Here is a 13,489-nt window from a genome sequence, read left to right as displayed (position 1 = left end):
TGGAGGCAGGGCACGTGGACTAGGCCACTCAACACTCATCACTCAACTCTCAACCTCTTCATTGTGGCTCCACCGGCACGAGCACGGTGACCTCGGCGAGCGTGGCGAGATTCGGATCGAGCAACACCTCGCCACTCTTGAACAGCCCATCCGTGCTCGGTTCGAGTTTCGTGACGGTGCCGAGCGTGAGCCCGCCCGGGAACACGCCGCCGAGTCCGGACGTGACGAGCCGCTTCGGCATGCCGGCGCTGGCGTAGATGTCGAGGGGCACGAACTCGATCGTGCCTCGCGCCGGGCCGAACGTCGGGTTCACGCCGCCCTGGTAGCTGATGGGCCGGTTATCGCCTTCCGTGACCGCGGCGATGCGAATCCCGGGACTGCTGATCAGCTCGACCACCGAGGTGTAGGCGTGGACTTCCGTGACGCGGCCGACCACGCCGCCGGTGAAGACCACGGGTGCGCCCACGGGAATGCCGTAGTTGCGGCCCTTGCGGATCGTCATGGTCTGCCACCAGCCGGAGAACTCGCGCCGGACGACGCGGGCGGGCTCCATGCGATAGTTCGCAAACGGCGGCATGCGGAGCTGGCTCTCGAGTCGTTCGACCTGCGCGCGCAGCTCGGCGTTCTGCTGCACCGAGATCGAATAGGACGCGACCAGCCGGCCGAGATCCTTGCCGGCCTCGATCAGTTCGCGGTTGGAGTGCAGCCGCAGCGACCAGTAATCCTGCAGATCGCGCGCGTAGGAGGCGGCGACCGCGACCGGCGCGGTGAATTCAAAGAAACTCGCGCGGGTGAAGGTCTTCACCGCGACCGGCAGCATCAGCCAGACGACGATGACGAGACCGAGAGTGAGAAACGGGCGAGCTTGATCGAAGCGGTGGGAAGGCACGGGTAGGGCGCGTTATCCTTAACGCGCCGTTGCGCTGGAGAAGCAAGCTCCGTGAACCGCATTCGGCCAGACATACGGCCAATCTTGAGGCGAGGCCGCGAGGCCGGCCCGAACGGGATTTCGCCGAATGTAGTCCACTTTGAGTTCGAAGCTTTCCTCGCTGCGCAGGCGATGATCGAAAAATCCGTCCTGCCACAGGATGCCAGCTCGTTTCGCGGTGTATCGCTTCCAATCGCGAACGACTTTGTCCATGCGCTGATCGATCGGGAAAGCGGCGAGCGCGTGAAGATGGTCGGGCATCGCGAGAAGAAGGTGCGCCCAGAGTTTGTTGGTTCGAATGTAGTGCTCGAGGGCAGCGACGATGACGGAAAAAGCCGCGAAGTGAGCGAGCGAGTTGGTTTTTCGCTCAGCGCAACAGAGGGTGATGAAGAATATCTCGCCAGATTTTATCCAAGGCGGAGCGGCGTGAAACAGACGCTGACGTATCGGGAGCGTCTCCATGGTGAAATCGAAACGGCGCGTTAAGGATAACGCGCCCTACCAGCGGCGACGCGCGCCTACATGTTCTGCATCAGCCAGGAGAGATCGTTGAGCACGGCGCCGGTGCCGTTCGCGACGGCGGAAAGCGGGTCCTCGGAAACGGTCACTGGCAGCCCGGTCTTTTCGCTGAGCAGCTTGTCGATCCCGCGGATTAGCGCGCCGCCGCCGGCCATGACGAACCCGCGGTCGACCAGATCGGCGGAAAGTTCGGGCGGGCAGCGCTCGAGCGTCACGCGCACCGCGTCGACGATTGCCGCCACCGTGTCGGCCAGCGCTTCGCGCACTTCTTGCGACGTGACGTGGATCGTTTTCGGCAGTCCGGCGACGGAGTCGCGCCCCTTGACCTCCATCGTGAGCTCCTCCTCGAGCGGGTAGGCGGAGCCGACGCGCAGCTTGATCTCCTCTGCGGTGCGTTCACCGATGAGCAGATTGTAGGCGCGCTTCATGTAATTCGTGATGGCCATGTCCAGCTCATCGCCGGCGACGCGGATGGACTTCGAAAAGACGATGCCGTTGAGCGAAATCACGGCGATCTCGGTCGTGCCGCCGCCGATGTCCACGATCATGTTCGCGGCGGGCTCGTCGATCGGCAGGCCGACGCCGATGGCGGCGGCCATCGGCTCGGGGATCGTGATGACCTTGCGGGCGCCGGCGTGCGTGGCGGAGTCCATGACCGCGCGTTTTTCGACCGCGGTGATGCCGGAAGGGATCGCGATGACGACGCGCGGAGGCGCGCGGAAAGAGGTGCTGACCTTGCCGATGAAATACCGCAGCATCGCCTCGGTGACGTCGAAGTCCGCAATCACGCCGTCCTTCATCGGCCGGATCGCGGTGATGTTGCCGGGCGTGCGGCCGAGCATGCGTTTGGCTTCGTCGCCGACGGCGCGGACTTTGCGGGTGCTGGTGTCGAGCGCGACGACAGACGGCTCACGCAACACGATGCCTTTGTCCTTCACGTAAACGAGGGTGTTGGCGGTGCCTAGATCGATGCCGATGTCGTTCGAGAAGTAACCGAGAAAGTTGGCCATAATAGCGTGAGGGGCTGGCGTGTCCGCCGACGGAACCGAATCGTCGGCGAGACAGAGTGTCAACGCGGGAATGGCCGCGTGGCCGAGGGGAAACCGGTGCGCACGCCCGCGGACGCCGGTGGAAAAGAGCGGGCTCGGAATCTCGTGATGCCGGCTGGCACCGCTCGCCCGGGTGGTCCCGATACATGACGGAACAGAGAAACAGTCCAACCTCGTTCTCGTAATTCGCGAAATTGTGGTTCTCTAATGCCGCGAACGACCGGATAGATAACGAGAACGATGCAAGGCATCCATCTGATCCAGGATTTGGCGGTGATTCTGATTGTCGCGGGGGTGGTGGGCTGGATTTGCCAGCGGATCGGGCTGTCGGTGGTCGTTGGTTTCCTCGCGGCGGGCATGCTGGTGGGCCCGCACCTGCCGCGGCTGGCGCTGGTCGAGGATGCCGGCCGGATCGAGACGCTGGCGCAGCTGGGGCTGGTGTTCCTGATGTTCTCCATCGGGATGCAACTGAGTCTGCGGCGGCTGCGGCGGCTGGGCTTGCGGCTGCTGCTGGCGACGTTGGGCGGCGCGATCGGGGTCTATTATCTGACGCGACTGCTGGGCGCGACGCTGGGCTGGAGCAGCGTGGAAAGCCTGTTCCTGGCGGGCATGTTGATGGTTTCATCGTCGGCGATCATCAGCCAGATGCTGCAGGAATCGGCGGCGACGCACGAACGGTTTGGTCAACTGGCGATGGGGCTTGCGGTGCTGGAGGACGTCGTGGCCGTCGTGATGCTCACACTGCTGAGCTCGGTGGTGCAGTTTGGCGGGTTGCGCGGCGAACACGCACCTTCGGTGGGCGAAACGATCGGGATGCTGGCGGCATTCATCGCGCTCGCCTGTATCGGCGGGTTGTTGCTCGTACCTTGGCTGCTGCGGCGGATGAGCATCGCCGCGAACGACGAGCTGCAGACCCTCGGGATCGCCGCGTTGCTGTTTGGGCTGGCGGTGGTGGCGCAGCGCGCCGGCTATTCCCTGGCGCTGGGCGCGTTTCTGCTTGGCACGATCGTGGCCGAGACGGCGCACCGGCACCAGGTCGAGCGTACGTTCGAGGGGATGCGCGATGTATTCACCGCGGTGTTTTTCGTGGCCATCGGCATGCAGATCGATCCCGGCGCGCTCGTCGGGGACGCGTGGCTGGTCGTCGGCATCGCGGCGTTCGCGCTCGTGGTGCGGCCGCTGGCCGTGACGCTGGCGCTCACGATCGTCGGCACGCCGCTGAAAGACGCGCTGCGAACGGGGTTGAGCGTGACGGCGATCGGCGAATTTTCGTTCATCATCGCGCAGCTGGGCGTGAGCGCCGCGGTGGTGCCGGCGAAGTTTTATCCGCTGGCCGTCGGCGTGTCGCTGGTCACGGCGCTGATTGGGCCCGTGCTGCTGCGCCGCTCCGAGCCGATTGCGGATTTTCTGCTGGCGCGTCAGCCGCACTGGCTGGAAATCTGGCTCCGCTACTACTACGGCCGGCTCGAGCGCATGCGCATGCGGCAGCGGCGCAACCGGCTGTGGCAGCTCAGCCGCAAACGTTTCATCCAGATTGGCGTCGAGATCATCGCGGTCAGCGGCGTGCTCGTATTTTCGGGTGAACTGGAGGCGGCGCTGGAGGAACGCGTGGGCCGCGATTGGTTGTTCCCGCATGGGCCGGAGGTGATCTTCTGGGTGCTGCTGTGCGTGGTGCTGCTGGCGCCCTTGGTGGCGATCTGGCGCAACGTCTCCGCGCTGGCGTTGATCTATGCGCAGGCCACCACCGCGAGCCGCGGCCGCGGGTCGAAGCTCACGCCGGCGGTTGAGTGGGTGCTCAAGGCGGGGGCGGGGCTCGGGCTCTTCGTCTGGCTGGCACTGCTGCTGCCAACGGAAGGCACCGCCCGCTTGCTGATGCTGGGCAGCGCGCTGGCGGCGATCGTGGCCCTCCTGCTGTTGCGCCAGCGATTGATCTTCTGGCACAGCCATCTCGAAGCGGAGCTGCAAACGGTGATCGAATCAGCCGACCACAAGTTGACCGGCACGTCGGCGCCGTGGCTGCGTCCCCACAGCGCGTGGAACCTGCACATTCTCGACTGCGTGATTCGGGACCTTGCCGATGCGCAGGGCCGCAGCATCGCGGAGCTGGACCTGCGGGCGCGGTTTGGATGCTCGGTCGTGGGCATCGAGCGGCAGGGTTTCACGATTCCCCTGCCGAGCCCGGACGCGGTGCTCTATCCGCGCGATCGCGTGCTGCTGATGGGCACGAGGGAACAGGTGCACGCGGGCCGGAAATTCCTGGCGGAGGTGAGCGGAAACACGCTGGGCGATTCGATTTTCGAGGAAGTGCAGATGCAGGCGCTCGTGGTGCCGGAGTGGAGTCGCGCCGCGGGCCGCACACTGGGCGAACTCGGCTGGGCGCAGGCATTCGGCGTGCAGATCGCCGGGATCAACCGAGGCGGGTTGCGGATGCTGAATCCGACCGCCGAAGAATCGGTTCAGGCCGGCGACGAGCTGCTGGCGCTGGGCGCGGCCGGGCAGATCGAAGAGTTCAAGCTGTGGTTACGGGAACGACCGGAAGAGGAGGGCGCGGGCGAGGCTGGAGAGAACGGGTGAGCGGGCGCGTGTTGAGAATTACGAAATGATGTTACGGCCGCCAGGTAGGGGCAGCAGCGGGCAAAAGGGGAAGTGGGCGACGCGACGAGGGCAGACGCGCGCAAAAAAAAAGCGCGCCGGAATCGGCGCGCTTGTTCGATCGCTGAAGGGGAACGACTCAGTTCGTCCCGGTCTTGGTGACTTCGGGTTTTTTCGCTTCGGCCTCGGTGGAGGCCGCCGGCTTGGTCTCGTCCTCGTCTTTGCTGGCTTTCTTGAACTCCTTGATGGATTGGCCGAGTCCCTTGGCCAGCGAAGGCAGTTTCGCGCCGCCGAACAGCACCAAGATGATCGCCAAAATGATCAGCAGCTCGGTACCGCCGATGCCAAATGCGGCCAGATATGCAGGGAGATTAGCCATGATTGGGCAACGTATGCCGAGCGCAGACCCTGTAAAGCTCGAAGCAGCCTATTCCGTTGTGAGCGGCGCCCGCTTTGCGGCTAGGGCTTGAGCGGCGTGGGCCGCGGCAGCACGGGCGGCAGGTTCGCGGCGGAGGAACCAGACGGCGTGGCCGGACGCTGTGGCAATCCGCTCGGGAGCGCGGGCCGACCCGGCAGACCGGGTACGGGGGGCTGGCGGTTCGGCAACCCGCTCGTCGCGGCGACCTTCATTAGATTCTGCGCGTTGTCGATCTGCTCGGCATCGAAGAATCCGTGCAATTGCCGGATGCGCGTCGGATGGCGCATCTTGCGCAGCGCTTTGGCCTCGATCTGGCGGATACGTTCGCGCGTGACCTTGAACTGCTTGCCGACCTCCTCGAGCGTGCGGCTGTAGCCATCGATCAGACCGAACCGTAGCGAAAGCACGCGGCGCTCGCGCTCGGTGAGCGAGTCGAGCACGTCGATGATCTTTTCCCGCAGGAGCGAGAACGCCGTCATGTCGTAGGGATTTTCGGCGGATTTGTCCTCGATGAAGTCACCGAAGCTGGTGTCATCGCCATCGCCGACGGGCGACTGCAGCGAGATGGGCTGCTGCGCCATCTTCATGATCTGCTGGACGCGCTCGACGGGGAGATTCATCTCGTCGGCGACTTCCTCGGGCGTCGGCTCGTGACCGTATTCCTGCAGGAGCTGCTTCTGCACCTGCATGACCTTGTTCAAGGTCTCGATCATGTGCACCGGAATGCGGATGGTGCGCGCCTGGTCGGCGATCGAGCGGGTGATGGCCTGGCGGATCCACCACGTGGCGTAGGTGGAGAACTTGTAGCCGCGGCGGTATTCGAACTTCTCGACCGCCTTCATCAGGCCCATGTTGCCCTCCTGAATCAGGTCGAGGAAAGACAGGCCGCGGTTCGTGTATTTCTTCGCGATCGAGATCACGAGTCGGAGGTTGGCCTCGACCATCTCCGTCTTGGCCTGGTGTGCCTCCCGCACGTGCACGCGCGTCTGCGTAACCACCTTCAACAGTTCGGCCGGGTCAATGCGGTGGATCGTCTCGATCTGCTTCAGCCGGTGCTGAATGACCTTCGTGTCGATCGTGGCGTCCTTCTTGGACTTCGGGTGCTTGGCCCGCTCGAGCTGCTGATCGAGCGATTCGATCTCCTCGAGCACGGGCCGGAGCTGTTCGAGAAACTCCTCGTAGACCTTGAGCTTGAAGAAAAATTTCCCGAAGTGGGACCGCAGCGTGGTCTCGCGCTTCTTGTGCTTGGCCATGACTTTCTTCCGCTCGGCGTCGGACTTGGCCTTGAGATATTCCTGCCACGAGTCGGCGACGGCCTCTTCTGCCTTGCGGGTGGAGAGCACGAGTTTCTCCAGGCCCTTGAAATACGATTCGCGACTGTCGATTTTCTTGTCGATCACCACGCGGTCGAACCGCTCCTGGCGGTCGATCAGCTTCTGACCGAGCGTCACGATGTAATTGCCGATGATCGTGGCTTGGAAGAGCGCTTCCTGCGCTTTCAACTCGGCGTTCTCGATCCGCTTCGAAATCTCGACTTCCTGCTCGCGGGTCAGCAGCGGAACCTGACCCATCTGCTTGAGATACATCCGGACCGGGTCGTCCAAGATATCGTGCTGCGAGGAGCGGGACTCTTCCTCCTCCGCCTCCTCCATCCGCTGCTTATAGTCGTCGACCTGATCGGGTTCGAGGATCTCGATCTCGAGGTTCTGCAGGATGGAGAGGACATTATCGATCTCCTCCTGGTTCTCGACCGACTCCGGCAGCGCCTCATTGATGTCGTCGAACGTGAGATAACCCTGCTCCTTGGAGAGCCGGATCAGGTGACGGATCTTGTCATTGATTCCGCCGGCGGGAATATCGGGGCCGGTGGCGGCCTCTGTTGGCGCGGACGCGGTTTTCTCGATCACGGCCTCAACGGCCTCTGAATGGGTATCCGCGGCGGCGGACTTGGCTTTGCGCGACATGTGAGAGTCTATAAAAACGCTAGGCCGGTCCGTGGAAGCGGATCGGCTGGCGTAGCTGTCTTTGGATATCGGAGCGTGTTTTTAAGAGTGAAATTGGGTCAGAATTACTGTCCGCACGGCCCGTGGCTAAAGCAAGTTCTATTTCCCTCAGCTGTGGTTCGAGCGCCCGTCGACGGAGTTCGGTCAGCGCCTGCTCGGCCTTGCGAAGCGGGTCGCCCAGATCTTTGTAAGTGCCATCACTGGTTGGCGTATCGAAAATCAGGCCCGCCACAAGCGCTCGTTCCTCGTCGGTTTCCAGCAGGACGTCAAGATGGTCGCGGCCGGGCCAGGTGTCGTTTTCAAACTCCGCCAGGAACCGGTTGAGCAGCCGGCCGGGCAGGTGGTTGGGGTCGATCCAGTCGTGCGGCAGCTGGCCGCACAACGGTTTGCCCAGCTGTTCATAGTGCAGGCAGAGCAGCAGCAGGTCACGCTCGCAGGTGGGCGCGGCGGCTCCCGCCTCGACCGGACGGGCCGCTGCCGCTTCGCTCTCCGCGTTGGCGGGCCGTGCCGCGGCCTGCCGCGATTGGCGCGCCGCGAACGTCTGGTAATCTTTCTGCATCGCAGCCGGGGAGAGCCGCAGGTGCGCCGACGCCTCGGCGAGGAACTCGGAGCGGGCGACTTCGCTTTCCGCCGCCGCGATGAGCTCGAAAACGGACTGCGCCGCGCGTGATTTTTGCTCAGCGGAGACTGCGCCCGGGTTCGGCAGGACCGCGTGGCAGGCGAAAGCCATGGCCGACAATGCGCTGCGCCGCACCTCCTCGTAGGCGGGCAGACCGCGCTCGAGGAAGAGCACATCCGGGTCGAGTTTTTCGGCGCCGACGAGCGTGAGAAATCGCACCTCCAGTCCGGCCTTCAGCGCCATCGGCAGGAAACGCAGCGCGGCCTTCTGACCTGCGCTGTCGCTGTCGAAAAAGCACTCGACCTGCGGATGGTAGCGCCGCAGCAGCACCAGCTGGCTCTCGGTGATCGACGTGCCTTGCGGCGCGATCGCGGTCTTCAGCCCAACCGACCAGCACCGCAGCGCGTCGAGCTGGCCTTCGACGAGCACGAACGGCCGGCCTTCGCCCACGTTGGTGCGGGCGCGGTCCAGATTGAAGAGCAGGTTGCCCTTGGTGAAGATCGGTGTCTCGGGCGAGTTGACGTATTTTGCTTCGCGCGCTGGGTCGTCCTCGGGTGTGAGCTTCGTCTGCCGGGCGGTGAACGCGACCACCCGGCCCTGATGATCGCGGATCGGGATCATCAATCGGCCGCGGAACCGCGGTCGCAGGGCGCCGAGCGTGAGCGCAGCATCCTCGTAGATGAAAAACAACCCGCAGCGGCGCAGCGCTTCTTCGGAATAGCGGCGCTTCAGCAACACCGCGGCCAGCCCGCTCCCGCTGGCGTCCGCGCCGCCGATCTTGAACTCGTCCGCCAGCTCGGCGGGAAACCGCCGCTGTTCGGTCCAGTAGGTGCGAAAAAACTCCCCGGCTGGATTCGCTGCCTTGAAGGCTTGGTGAAAGTGTTCGGCCGCCACATCGTGTAGGTCGAACAGCTCCTGCCGCAGCGAGCGCTCTTCCCGCGTGGGGCCGCCGGAGCCCTCCTCATATTCGATGACGATCGAGAACCGCTTGCCGAGCGCCTCGACGGCCTCGGTGAAGTTGAGTTGCTCCGTCTCGCGCACGAAGGTGATGACGTCGCCCGCCTTGCCGCAACCGAAGCACTTGTAGAAACCCTTCTCCGGATCCACGTGAAACGACGGCGTCTTCTCGTTGTGGAAGGGACACAGCCCCTTGAGCCGGGTACCGCCGGCTTTGCGCAGCGCGACGACGCGGGACACGACGTCCGCGAGATTGATGCGCAACTTCAAGTCGCGAACGCAGGAGGGTTTGATGACGGGCATGAAGGGCGGCGCGCGCTGCGGTCACGGTTCTCCTGTATTTGGCGGAGGCCGGTTGTCGACGCCTTCGGGGCGTCGGCAAACGACGCCCCGGCAAGCGCGAAATGCGAAGATCGTGACGCGGCGGGCGGCTGGCGAAGAATGCACTTTCAACCCGCCGGAGGGGCTGTCAAGTTTCGCGCCTTGCGGAGGAAACTTTCGAGGTTCCCCGGCTACTCACTCACCTATGCGCCTTTCCCTCTCCCAGCTAATGGCTGTCCTTGCGCTGCTTGCCGCCGGCGTCGCAAGCCGGGCTCAACCGGCACCGACGCCGGCGCCCGCGGCCGGGGCGCCGGTGTGGCAGGCACGTTTACCGGCATTTGACGAGCCGACGTATGCGCGCGAAGTCGAGGCGTTGATCTCCGCCTTCGAGCACTCCACGGGCCGCAAGCTCGTGCCGGGTCCCAAGGGCAGAGTCGGACTCAAGATCTACACCGACTCGGGTCCGGGCATGGCCACGCCGGTGCCGCTGGTGAAGGCGGTCATCTCCGCGCTCGAACGGCGCGGTTTCGCCACGAAGAGTATCTTCCTCGTCGGGCTGAACCAGCTCCGGCTGCGGATGACCGGCTACCTGCCGTCGCTCGTGACGGGCAAGTCGCCGTTCGACGGGCATCCGATCTACGTGCTGGAGTCCGGCCGCTACTACGATCCGGTGTGGTTCTACGATTCGCCGCTGCCGCAGCGGTTCGACCCGATCTTCGCCGAGCAGCAGACGAAGGATTTCAGCAACACCTCGACGCGCGACGAGGACCGCAAGAGTTTCCTCGCCACGCCGCTGTTCCTCGACGCGGATTTCTGGATCAACCTGCCGGTCTACACCGACCACGCGATGCTGGGCGTGAATGGCGCGCTGGTGAACGCGACGCTGTGGAACGCGTCGAACACGGCGCGCTTCTTCCGCTCGCCAGCGAACGCGCCCGCGGCGGTCGCCGAGATGAGCGCGATCCCGGAATTGCGGCAAACGTGGATGTTCACGATCACCAGCCTCGAACACTACCAATTCATCGGGGGGCCGTTCTTCAACTCGCTCTATTCCGCGTCCGAGCCGCTGCTGTGGCTGAGCACGGATCCGGTGCTGCTGGATGCGATGGCGCGTGCGCGGATCGACGCGTTGCGCAAGCGCAACGGGTTCGAGCCGATCTCGGAGGAAATTCGCACGCTGGAATTCGCCGAAACGCTGGGCGTCGGGTCGACGAAGATCAAACAGGCGAAGATCATCGACGTCGGAGCGTGAATCCGAGGTGGCACGGGCGTCCCGCCCGTGATGCCGGAGGCGCGCGGTCCGCGTCGTCACGGACGCCGCTACGGACTGCTCACGGGCGGGACGCCCGTGCCACGCCAACCCGCCAAGGTCATGGCGCACAAATGATTTTCCCGCTTGTCACTGCTGCGGTGCTGGGACCAATTATTTCCGTCATGGGCGTCGCCGCGTATTCCGCATTTCTGATTCAGGTGCTGCTCGCCGCCGGGATCACCGGGCTGGTGGTGGGCGCGAGTCATTTTTTTGGACAGCGCGGCAAGCATTCGCCGACGAAGGATTCCGCCTACGAGTGCGGCATTCCGTCGCACGGAGCGATCCACACGCGGTTCTCGGTGAAGTTCTACGTCACCGCGCTGCTGTTCATGCTCTTCGATCTGGAAGTGGTGATCCTGGTCCCGTGGACCTTCATTTATCGCGAATTTCTGGCCAACAACATCGCCATTCTGGGCCCAGTGCTCTTCTTCCTTGGCGTGCTCGTGCTCGGGCTGGCCTATGAGGTGAAGAAGGGCGCGCTCGAGTGGGAGCGGTGAGGTGCAGCCGAGTGCTGACAGTCCAGAGCTGAGAGCAGAAATACCGCTCGTGGACACTGCGCATTTCCGGATTCGGCTCTCGACGCTCAGCTCTAGACTCTAGACTCCGCCGCCCATGCGTCTCGAAAAAGTCATTGCGCGCAGCCGGATCATCGACCTGCACAGTCTGGATCTCGAGGGCGCACTGCAGGAACTGCTCGCCGTCTGCGTCAAACAGTTTCCCGACCTGAAGCCCGACGCGCTGATGAAGGGGTTGCTCGCGCGCGAGAGTACGATGACGACCTACCTCGGGCTCGGCGTCGCCCTGCCGCACGTGCGCGTGAAGATGCCGCGGCGCTACATTCTCGCCATCGGGCGCAGTCGCGCGGGCATCAAGCACGACGGCGCCATCGGCGACGAGCGCGTCCGGCTCATCGTGATGCTGATCGCGGGCGAGAAGGCCCGCGATTATCTGCAGGTACTGGCGACGATCGCGCGGCAGGTGAAGGAGCCGGAGCTGGTCGACGCGCTGGTGCATGCGCCGGATCTGGACGCGCTGCACGAGCAGCTGGTCGGCGGGTTCGGCGGCATCCGTCCGGTGCAGGCGCAGCAGAACCGGATCAACCGGCTGATGCTGCGCGAGGCGGAGCGCGTGGCGAAGGGCGCCGACTGTCGCGCCCTGCTCGTCTTCGGCGATACCTTCGTCGGCGGCATCGAATCCGCCGGGTTGCGCACGCGGCTCAAGACGATCCTGGTCACGCGCAATCCGGTCGAGTCGGGCGAGGACCGGCGGGAGTTTGCCGAGACGATCCAGGTGCGGTCGTTCTCGAGTCACCGCATGGCGCAGCTGCGCAGCGCGATCCTCGTGGCGGTGACGCGCGGCGTGATTCGATTCACGGACCGCGTATGCTGCATTGGCGGCATGACGGGCAGCAACCAGTTCGACACGCTCATCGTCGTGGACATCGAGCGCGAGTTTCAGACGCTGCTGACCGGCTCAAACGACCTGCTGCCCGAGGACGTGAAGCCCGAGGTGCTCGAGCGCGTGATTGCGGTCGCGACGGAGCTGGCGGTCGAGGGGCGCGAAGGCCGGCCGGTGGGCTGCCTGTTCGTCATCGGCGACAACGAGCGCGTGTCCACGCTGACCAAGCCGCTCGTGCTGAACCCATTTTTCGGCTACAAGGAGGAGGATCGCAACATCCTGAATCCCTTCATGGACGAAACCGTGAAGGAGTTTTCCTCGATCGACGGCGCGTTCATCATTCGCGGCGACGGGGTGGTGGAGTCGGCCGGCAGCCTCATCCAGGCGACCGATCGGGATCACGCGTTGCCGAGCGGGCTGGGCAGCCGGCATGCGGCGGCGGCGGCGATCAGCGTGGCCGCGCATTGCATTTCAATCGTGGTGTCTTCGAGCACGGGTCAGGTAACGCTGTTCCGGCGCGGCGTGATGCTGCCATTGATGGAAAAGCGGAGGTAATCGGAGATCGGCTGCGAGCGCGGGGGCGGTGGCACGACGTCTCGCCCGCGCGGAACTCGGACGTGAAGACCGGTGGCGCGAAGCGCCCGTCCACGGGCAAGAGGCCTGTGACCACGCCCGCGCCCCCTTCACACTTTGCTGTTGCACCGGTCGGGGCCGCCCGTTTGCTCTGACCCTTCAACCCTCTTTTCTCATGCAAGAACTCGTCACGTTGGAATGCACCGAAGCCCGCAAGGAAGGTAAACCCGTCTCCCGCTATCTCACCACCCGGAACAAGAAGACGGTGACCGAGCGCATCGAGAAGAAGAAATACAATCCGCACCTGAAGCGGCACACGCTGCACAAGGAGATCAAGTAAGGATCGCCGGGTGCCATCGTTGCGCTGCGCAGAGTCCGTAGCGCTTGCTGGAGAACCTCTTCACCAACAGCAAAGCCGGGCGAGTAGCCCGGCTTTTTTGCTGATCGTCGACGACGTTCAAGCCTTCAGGGCGTGCGTTTTTCGCCGCCCGGCGGCGGAAACGGCGCGTTCGACGCCGTGCCTTGCTGCGCCGCCACGACCTGGCTTTGTCGTCGCGCCGCGCGCCAGCCTTCCCGGTGCTTGCGGATCCAATCGAGTAGCGCGCGCTCGAAGCCGATGTCGTAGCCCAAGCGCTCCGACTCCAGCCATTTGTGTTTCAGGATCTCCTCCCGCTCAGCGAGGAACTCCTGATAGAGACTCGATTGCTTAACAAAATCCCGGCTGGTCGCAGGCTCTGATGCAGAGGAACTCATTCGGCTAGGCTTCGCGTGTAAAAATGAGATCGACGTAGCCACGGCTG

The 13,489-nt window shown here is 64.2% G+C and carries 12 protein-coding genes; 5 read left to right on the top strand and 7 right to left on the bottom strand.

Going from position 1 to position 13,489, the window contains the following annotated elements:
- Positions 1–58: 58 nt before the first annotated feature.
- Genes mreC through OTER_RS23195 form a run of 3 tightly spaced genes read right to left on the bottom strand, consistent with a single transcriptional unit; the run spans position 59 to position 2,457 of the window.
- The gene (mreC, locus tag OTER_RS23205; RefSeq protein ID WP_044891983.1) at positions 59–889 is read right to left on the bottom strand and encodes a rod shape-determining protein MreC; all 831 of its coding nucleotides are present in this window, start codon (positions 887–889) and stop codon (positions 59–61) included.
- An 18-nt stretch (positions 890–907) separates the two neighbouring features.
- Positions 908–1,390 carry an REP-associated tyrosine transposase gene (locus OTER_RS27110; RefSeq protein ID WP_012377384.1) on the bottom strand — a complete coding sequence of 161 codons (483 nt, stop codon included), beginning with the start codon at positions 1,388–1,390 and terminating at the stop codon, positions 908–910.
- A 56-nt stretch (positions 1,391–1,446) separates the two neighbouring features.
- The gene (locus OTER_RS23195; protein WP_012377383.1) at positions 1,447–2,457 is read right to left on the bottom strand and encodes a rod shape-determining protein; all 1,011 of its coding nucleotides are present in this window, start codon (positions 2,455–2,457) and stop codon (positions 1,447–1,449) included.
- Between the two features lie 279 nt (positions 2,458–2,736).
- On the opposite strand from OTER_RS23195, the gene OTER_RS23190 reads away from it, so the two are divergent.
- A complete protein-coding gene (locus OTER_RS23190) occupies positions 2,737–5,070 on the top strand; it encodes a cation:proton antiporter (RefSeq protein WP_012377382.1) in 2,334 nt (777 codons plus the stop codon).
- A gap of 157 nt (positions 5,071–5,227) precedes the next feature.
- On the opposite strand, the gene OTER_RS23185 is transcribed toward OTER_RS23190, so the two are convergent.
- The 3 genes from OTER_RS23185 to dnaG all read right to left on the bottom strand — a co-directional run bounded on the left by OTER_RS23185 (position 5,228) and on the right by dnaG (position 9,388).
- Complete coding sequence (locus OTER_RS23185; RefSeq protein ID WP_012377381.1) at positions 5,228–5,467, bottom strand: Sec-independent protein translocase subunit TatA/TatB; 240 nt, start codon at positions 5,465–5,467, stop codon at positions 5,228–5,230.
- 80 nt (positions 5,468–5,547) lie between these two features.
- Positions 5,548–7,470, bottom strand: coding sequence for an RNA polymerase sigma factor RpoD (rpoD, locus tag OTER_RS26900; RefSeq protein ID WP_012377380.1), 1,923 nt, complete (start codon positions 7,468–7,470; stop codon positions 5,548–5,550).
- A gap of 19 nt (positions 7,471–7,489) precedes the next feature.
- A complete protein-coding gene (dnaG, locus tag OTER_RS23175) occupies positions 7,490–9,388 on the bottom strand; it encodes a DNA primase (protein ID WP_012377379.1) in 1,899 nt (632 codons plus the stop codon).
- 247 nt (positions 9,389–9,635) lie between these two features.
- On the opposite strand from dnaG, the gene OTER_RS23170 reads away from it, so the two are divergent.
- From OTER_RS23170 to rpmG, 4 genes are all read left to right on the top strand, one after another.
- Entirely contained in the window at positions 9,636–10,658 is a 1,023-nt protein-coding gene (locus tag OTER_RS23170; protein ID WP_044891982.1) for a DUF362 domain-containing protein, read from the top strand.
- A 131-nt stretch (positions 10,659–10,789) separates the two neighbouring features.
- Positions 10,790–11,215 (top strand): NADH-quinone oxidoreductase subunit A, encoded by a 426-nt coding sequence (locus OTER_RS23165; protein WP_012377377.1) that lies wholly within the window; start codon positions 10,790–10,792, stop codon positions 11,213–11,215.
- A gap of 115 nt (positions 11,216–11,330) precedes the next feature.
- Positions 11,331–12,671, top strand: coding sequence for a diadenylate cyclase (locus tag OTER_RS23160; RefSeq protein WP_012377376.1), 1,341 nt, complete (start codon positions 11,331–11,333; stop codon positions 12,669–12,671).
- A 193-nt stretch (positions 12,672–12,864) separates the two neighbouring features.
- A complete protein-coding gene (gene rpmG / locus OTER_RS23155) occupies positions 12,865–13,029 on the top strand; it encodes a 50S ribosomal protein L33 (protein WP_012377375.1) in 165 nt (54 codons plus the stop codon).
- 125 nt (positions 13,030–13,154) lie between these two features.
- On the opposite strand, the gene OTER_RS23150 is transcribed toward rpmG, so the two are convergent.
- Positions 13,155–13,442: a hypothetical protein gene (locus OTER_RS23150; RefSeq protein ID WP_012377374.1), complete on the bottom strand. Its 288-nt coding sequence runs from the start codon at positions 13,440–13,442 to the stop codon at positions 13,155–13,157.
- Positions 13,443–13,489: the final 47 nt, after the last annotated feature.

It is taken from the genome of Opitutus terrae PB90-1, assembly GCF_000019965.1.
In the GTDB taxonomy this organism is placed as follows: Bacteria; Verrucomicrobiota; Verrucomicrobiia; order Opitutales; family Opitutaceae; genus Opitutus; species Opitutus terrae.
Note: the sequence above shows the minus strand (reverse complement) of the source record. Positions and strands in the feature narration are given on the sequence as shown.

What these genes read in the sequence shown, in the direction of transcription:
- OTER_RS27110 (WP_012377384.1), bottom strand. Translation starts at nt 1,390, where the DNA reads ATGGAGACGCTCCCGATACGTCAGCGTCTGTTTCACGCCGCTCCGCCT.
- OTER_RS23195 (WP_012377383.1), bottom strand. Translation starts at nt 2,457, where the DNA reads ATGGCCAACTTTCTCGGTTACTTCTCGAACGACATCGGCATCGATCTA.
- OTER_RS23190 (WP_012377382.1), top strand. Translation starts at nt 2,737, where the DNA reads ATGCAAGGCATCCATCTGATCCAGGATTTGGCGGTGATTCTGATTGTC.
- OTER_RS23185 (WP_012377381.1), bottom strand. Translation starts at nt 5,467, where the DNA reads ATGGCTAATCTCCCTGCATATCTGGCCGCATTTGGCATCGGCGGTACC.
- rpoD (WP_012377380.1), bottom strand. Translation starts at nt 7,470, where the DNA reads ATGTCGCGCAAAGCCAAGTCCGCCGCCGCGGATACCCATTCAGAGGCC.
- dnaG (WP_012377379.1), bottom strand. Translation starts at nt 9,388, where the DNA reads ATGCCCGTCATCAAACCCTCCTGCGTTCGCGACTTGAAGTTGCGCATC.
- OTER_RS23170 (WP_044891982.1), top strand. Translation starts at nt 9,636, where the DNA reads ATGGCTGTCCTTGCGCTGCTTGCCGCCGGCGTCGCAAGCCGGGCTCAA.
- OTER_RS23165 (WP_012377377.1), top strand. Translation starts at nt 10,790, where the DNA reads ATGATTTTCCCGCTTGTCACTGCTGCGGTGCTGGGACCAATTATTTCC.
- OTER_RS23160 (WP_012377376.1), top strand. Translation starts at nt 11,331, where the DNA reads ATGCGTCTCGAAAAAGTCATTGCGCGCAGCCGGATCATCGACCTGCAC.
- rpmG (WP_012377375.1), top strand. Translation starts at nt 12,865, where the DNA reads ATGCAAGAACTCGTCACGTTGGAATGCACCGAAGCCCGCAAGGAAGGT.
- OTER_RS23150 (WP_012377374.1), bottom strand. Translation starts at nt 13,442, where the DNA reads ATGAGTTCCTCTGCATCAGAGCCTGCGACCAGCCGGGATTTTGTTAAG.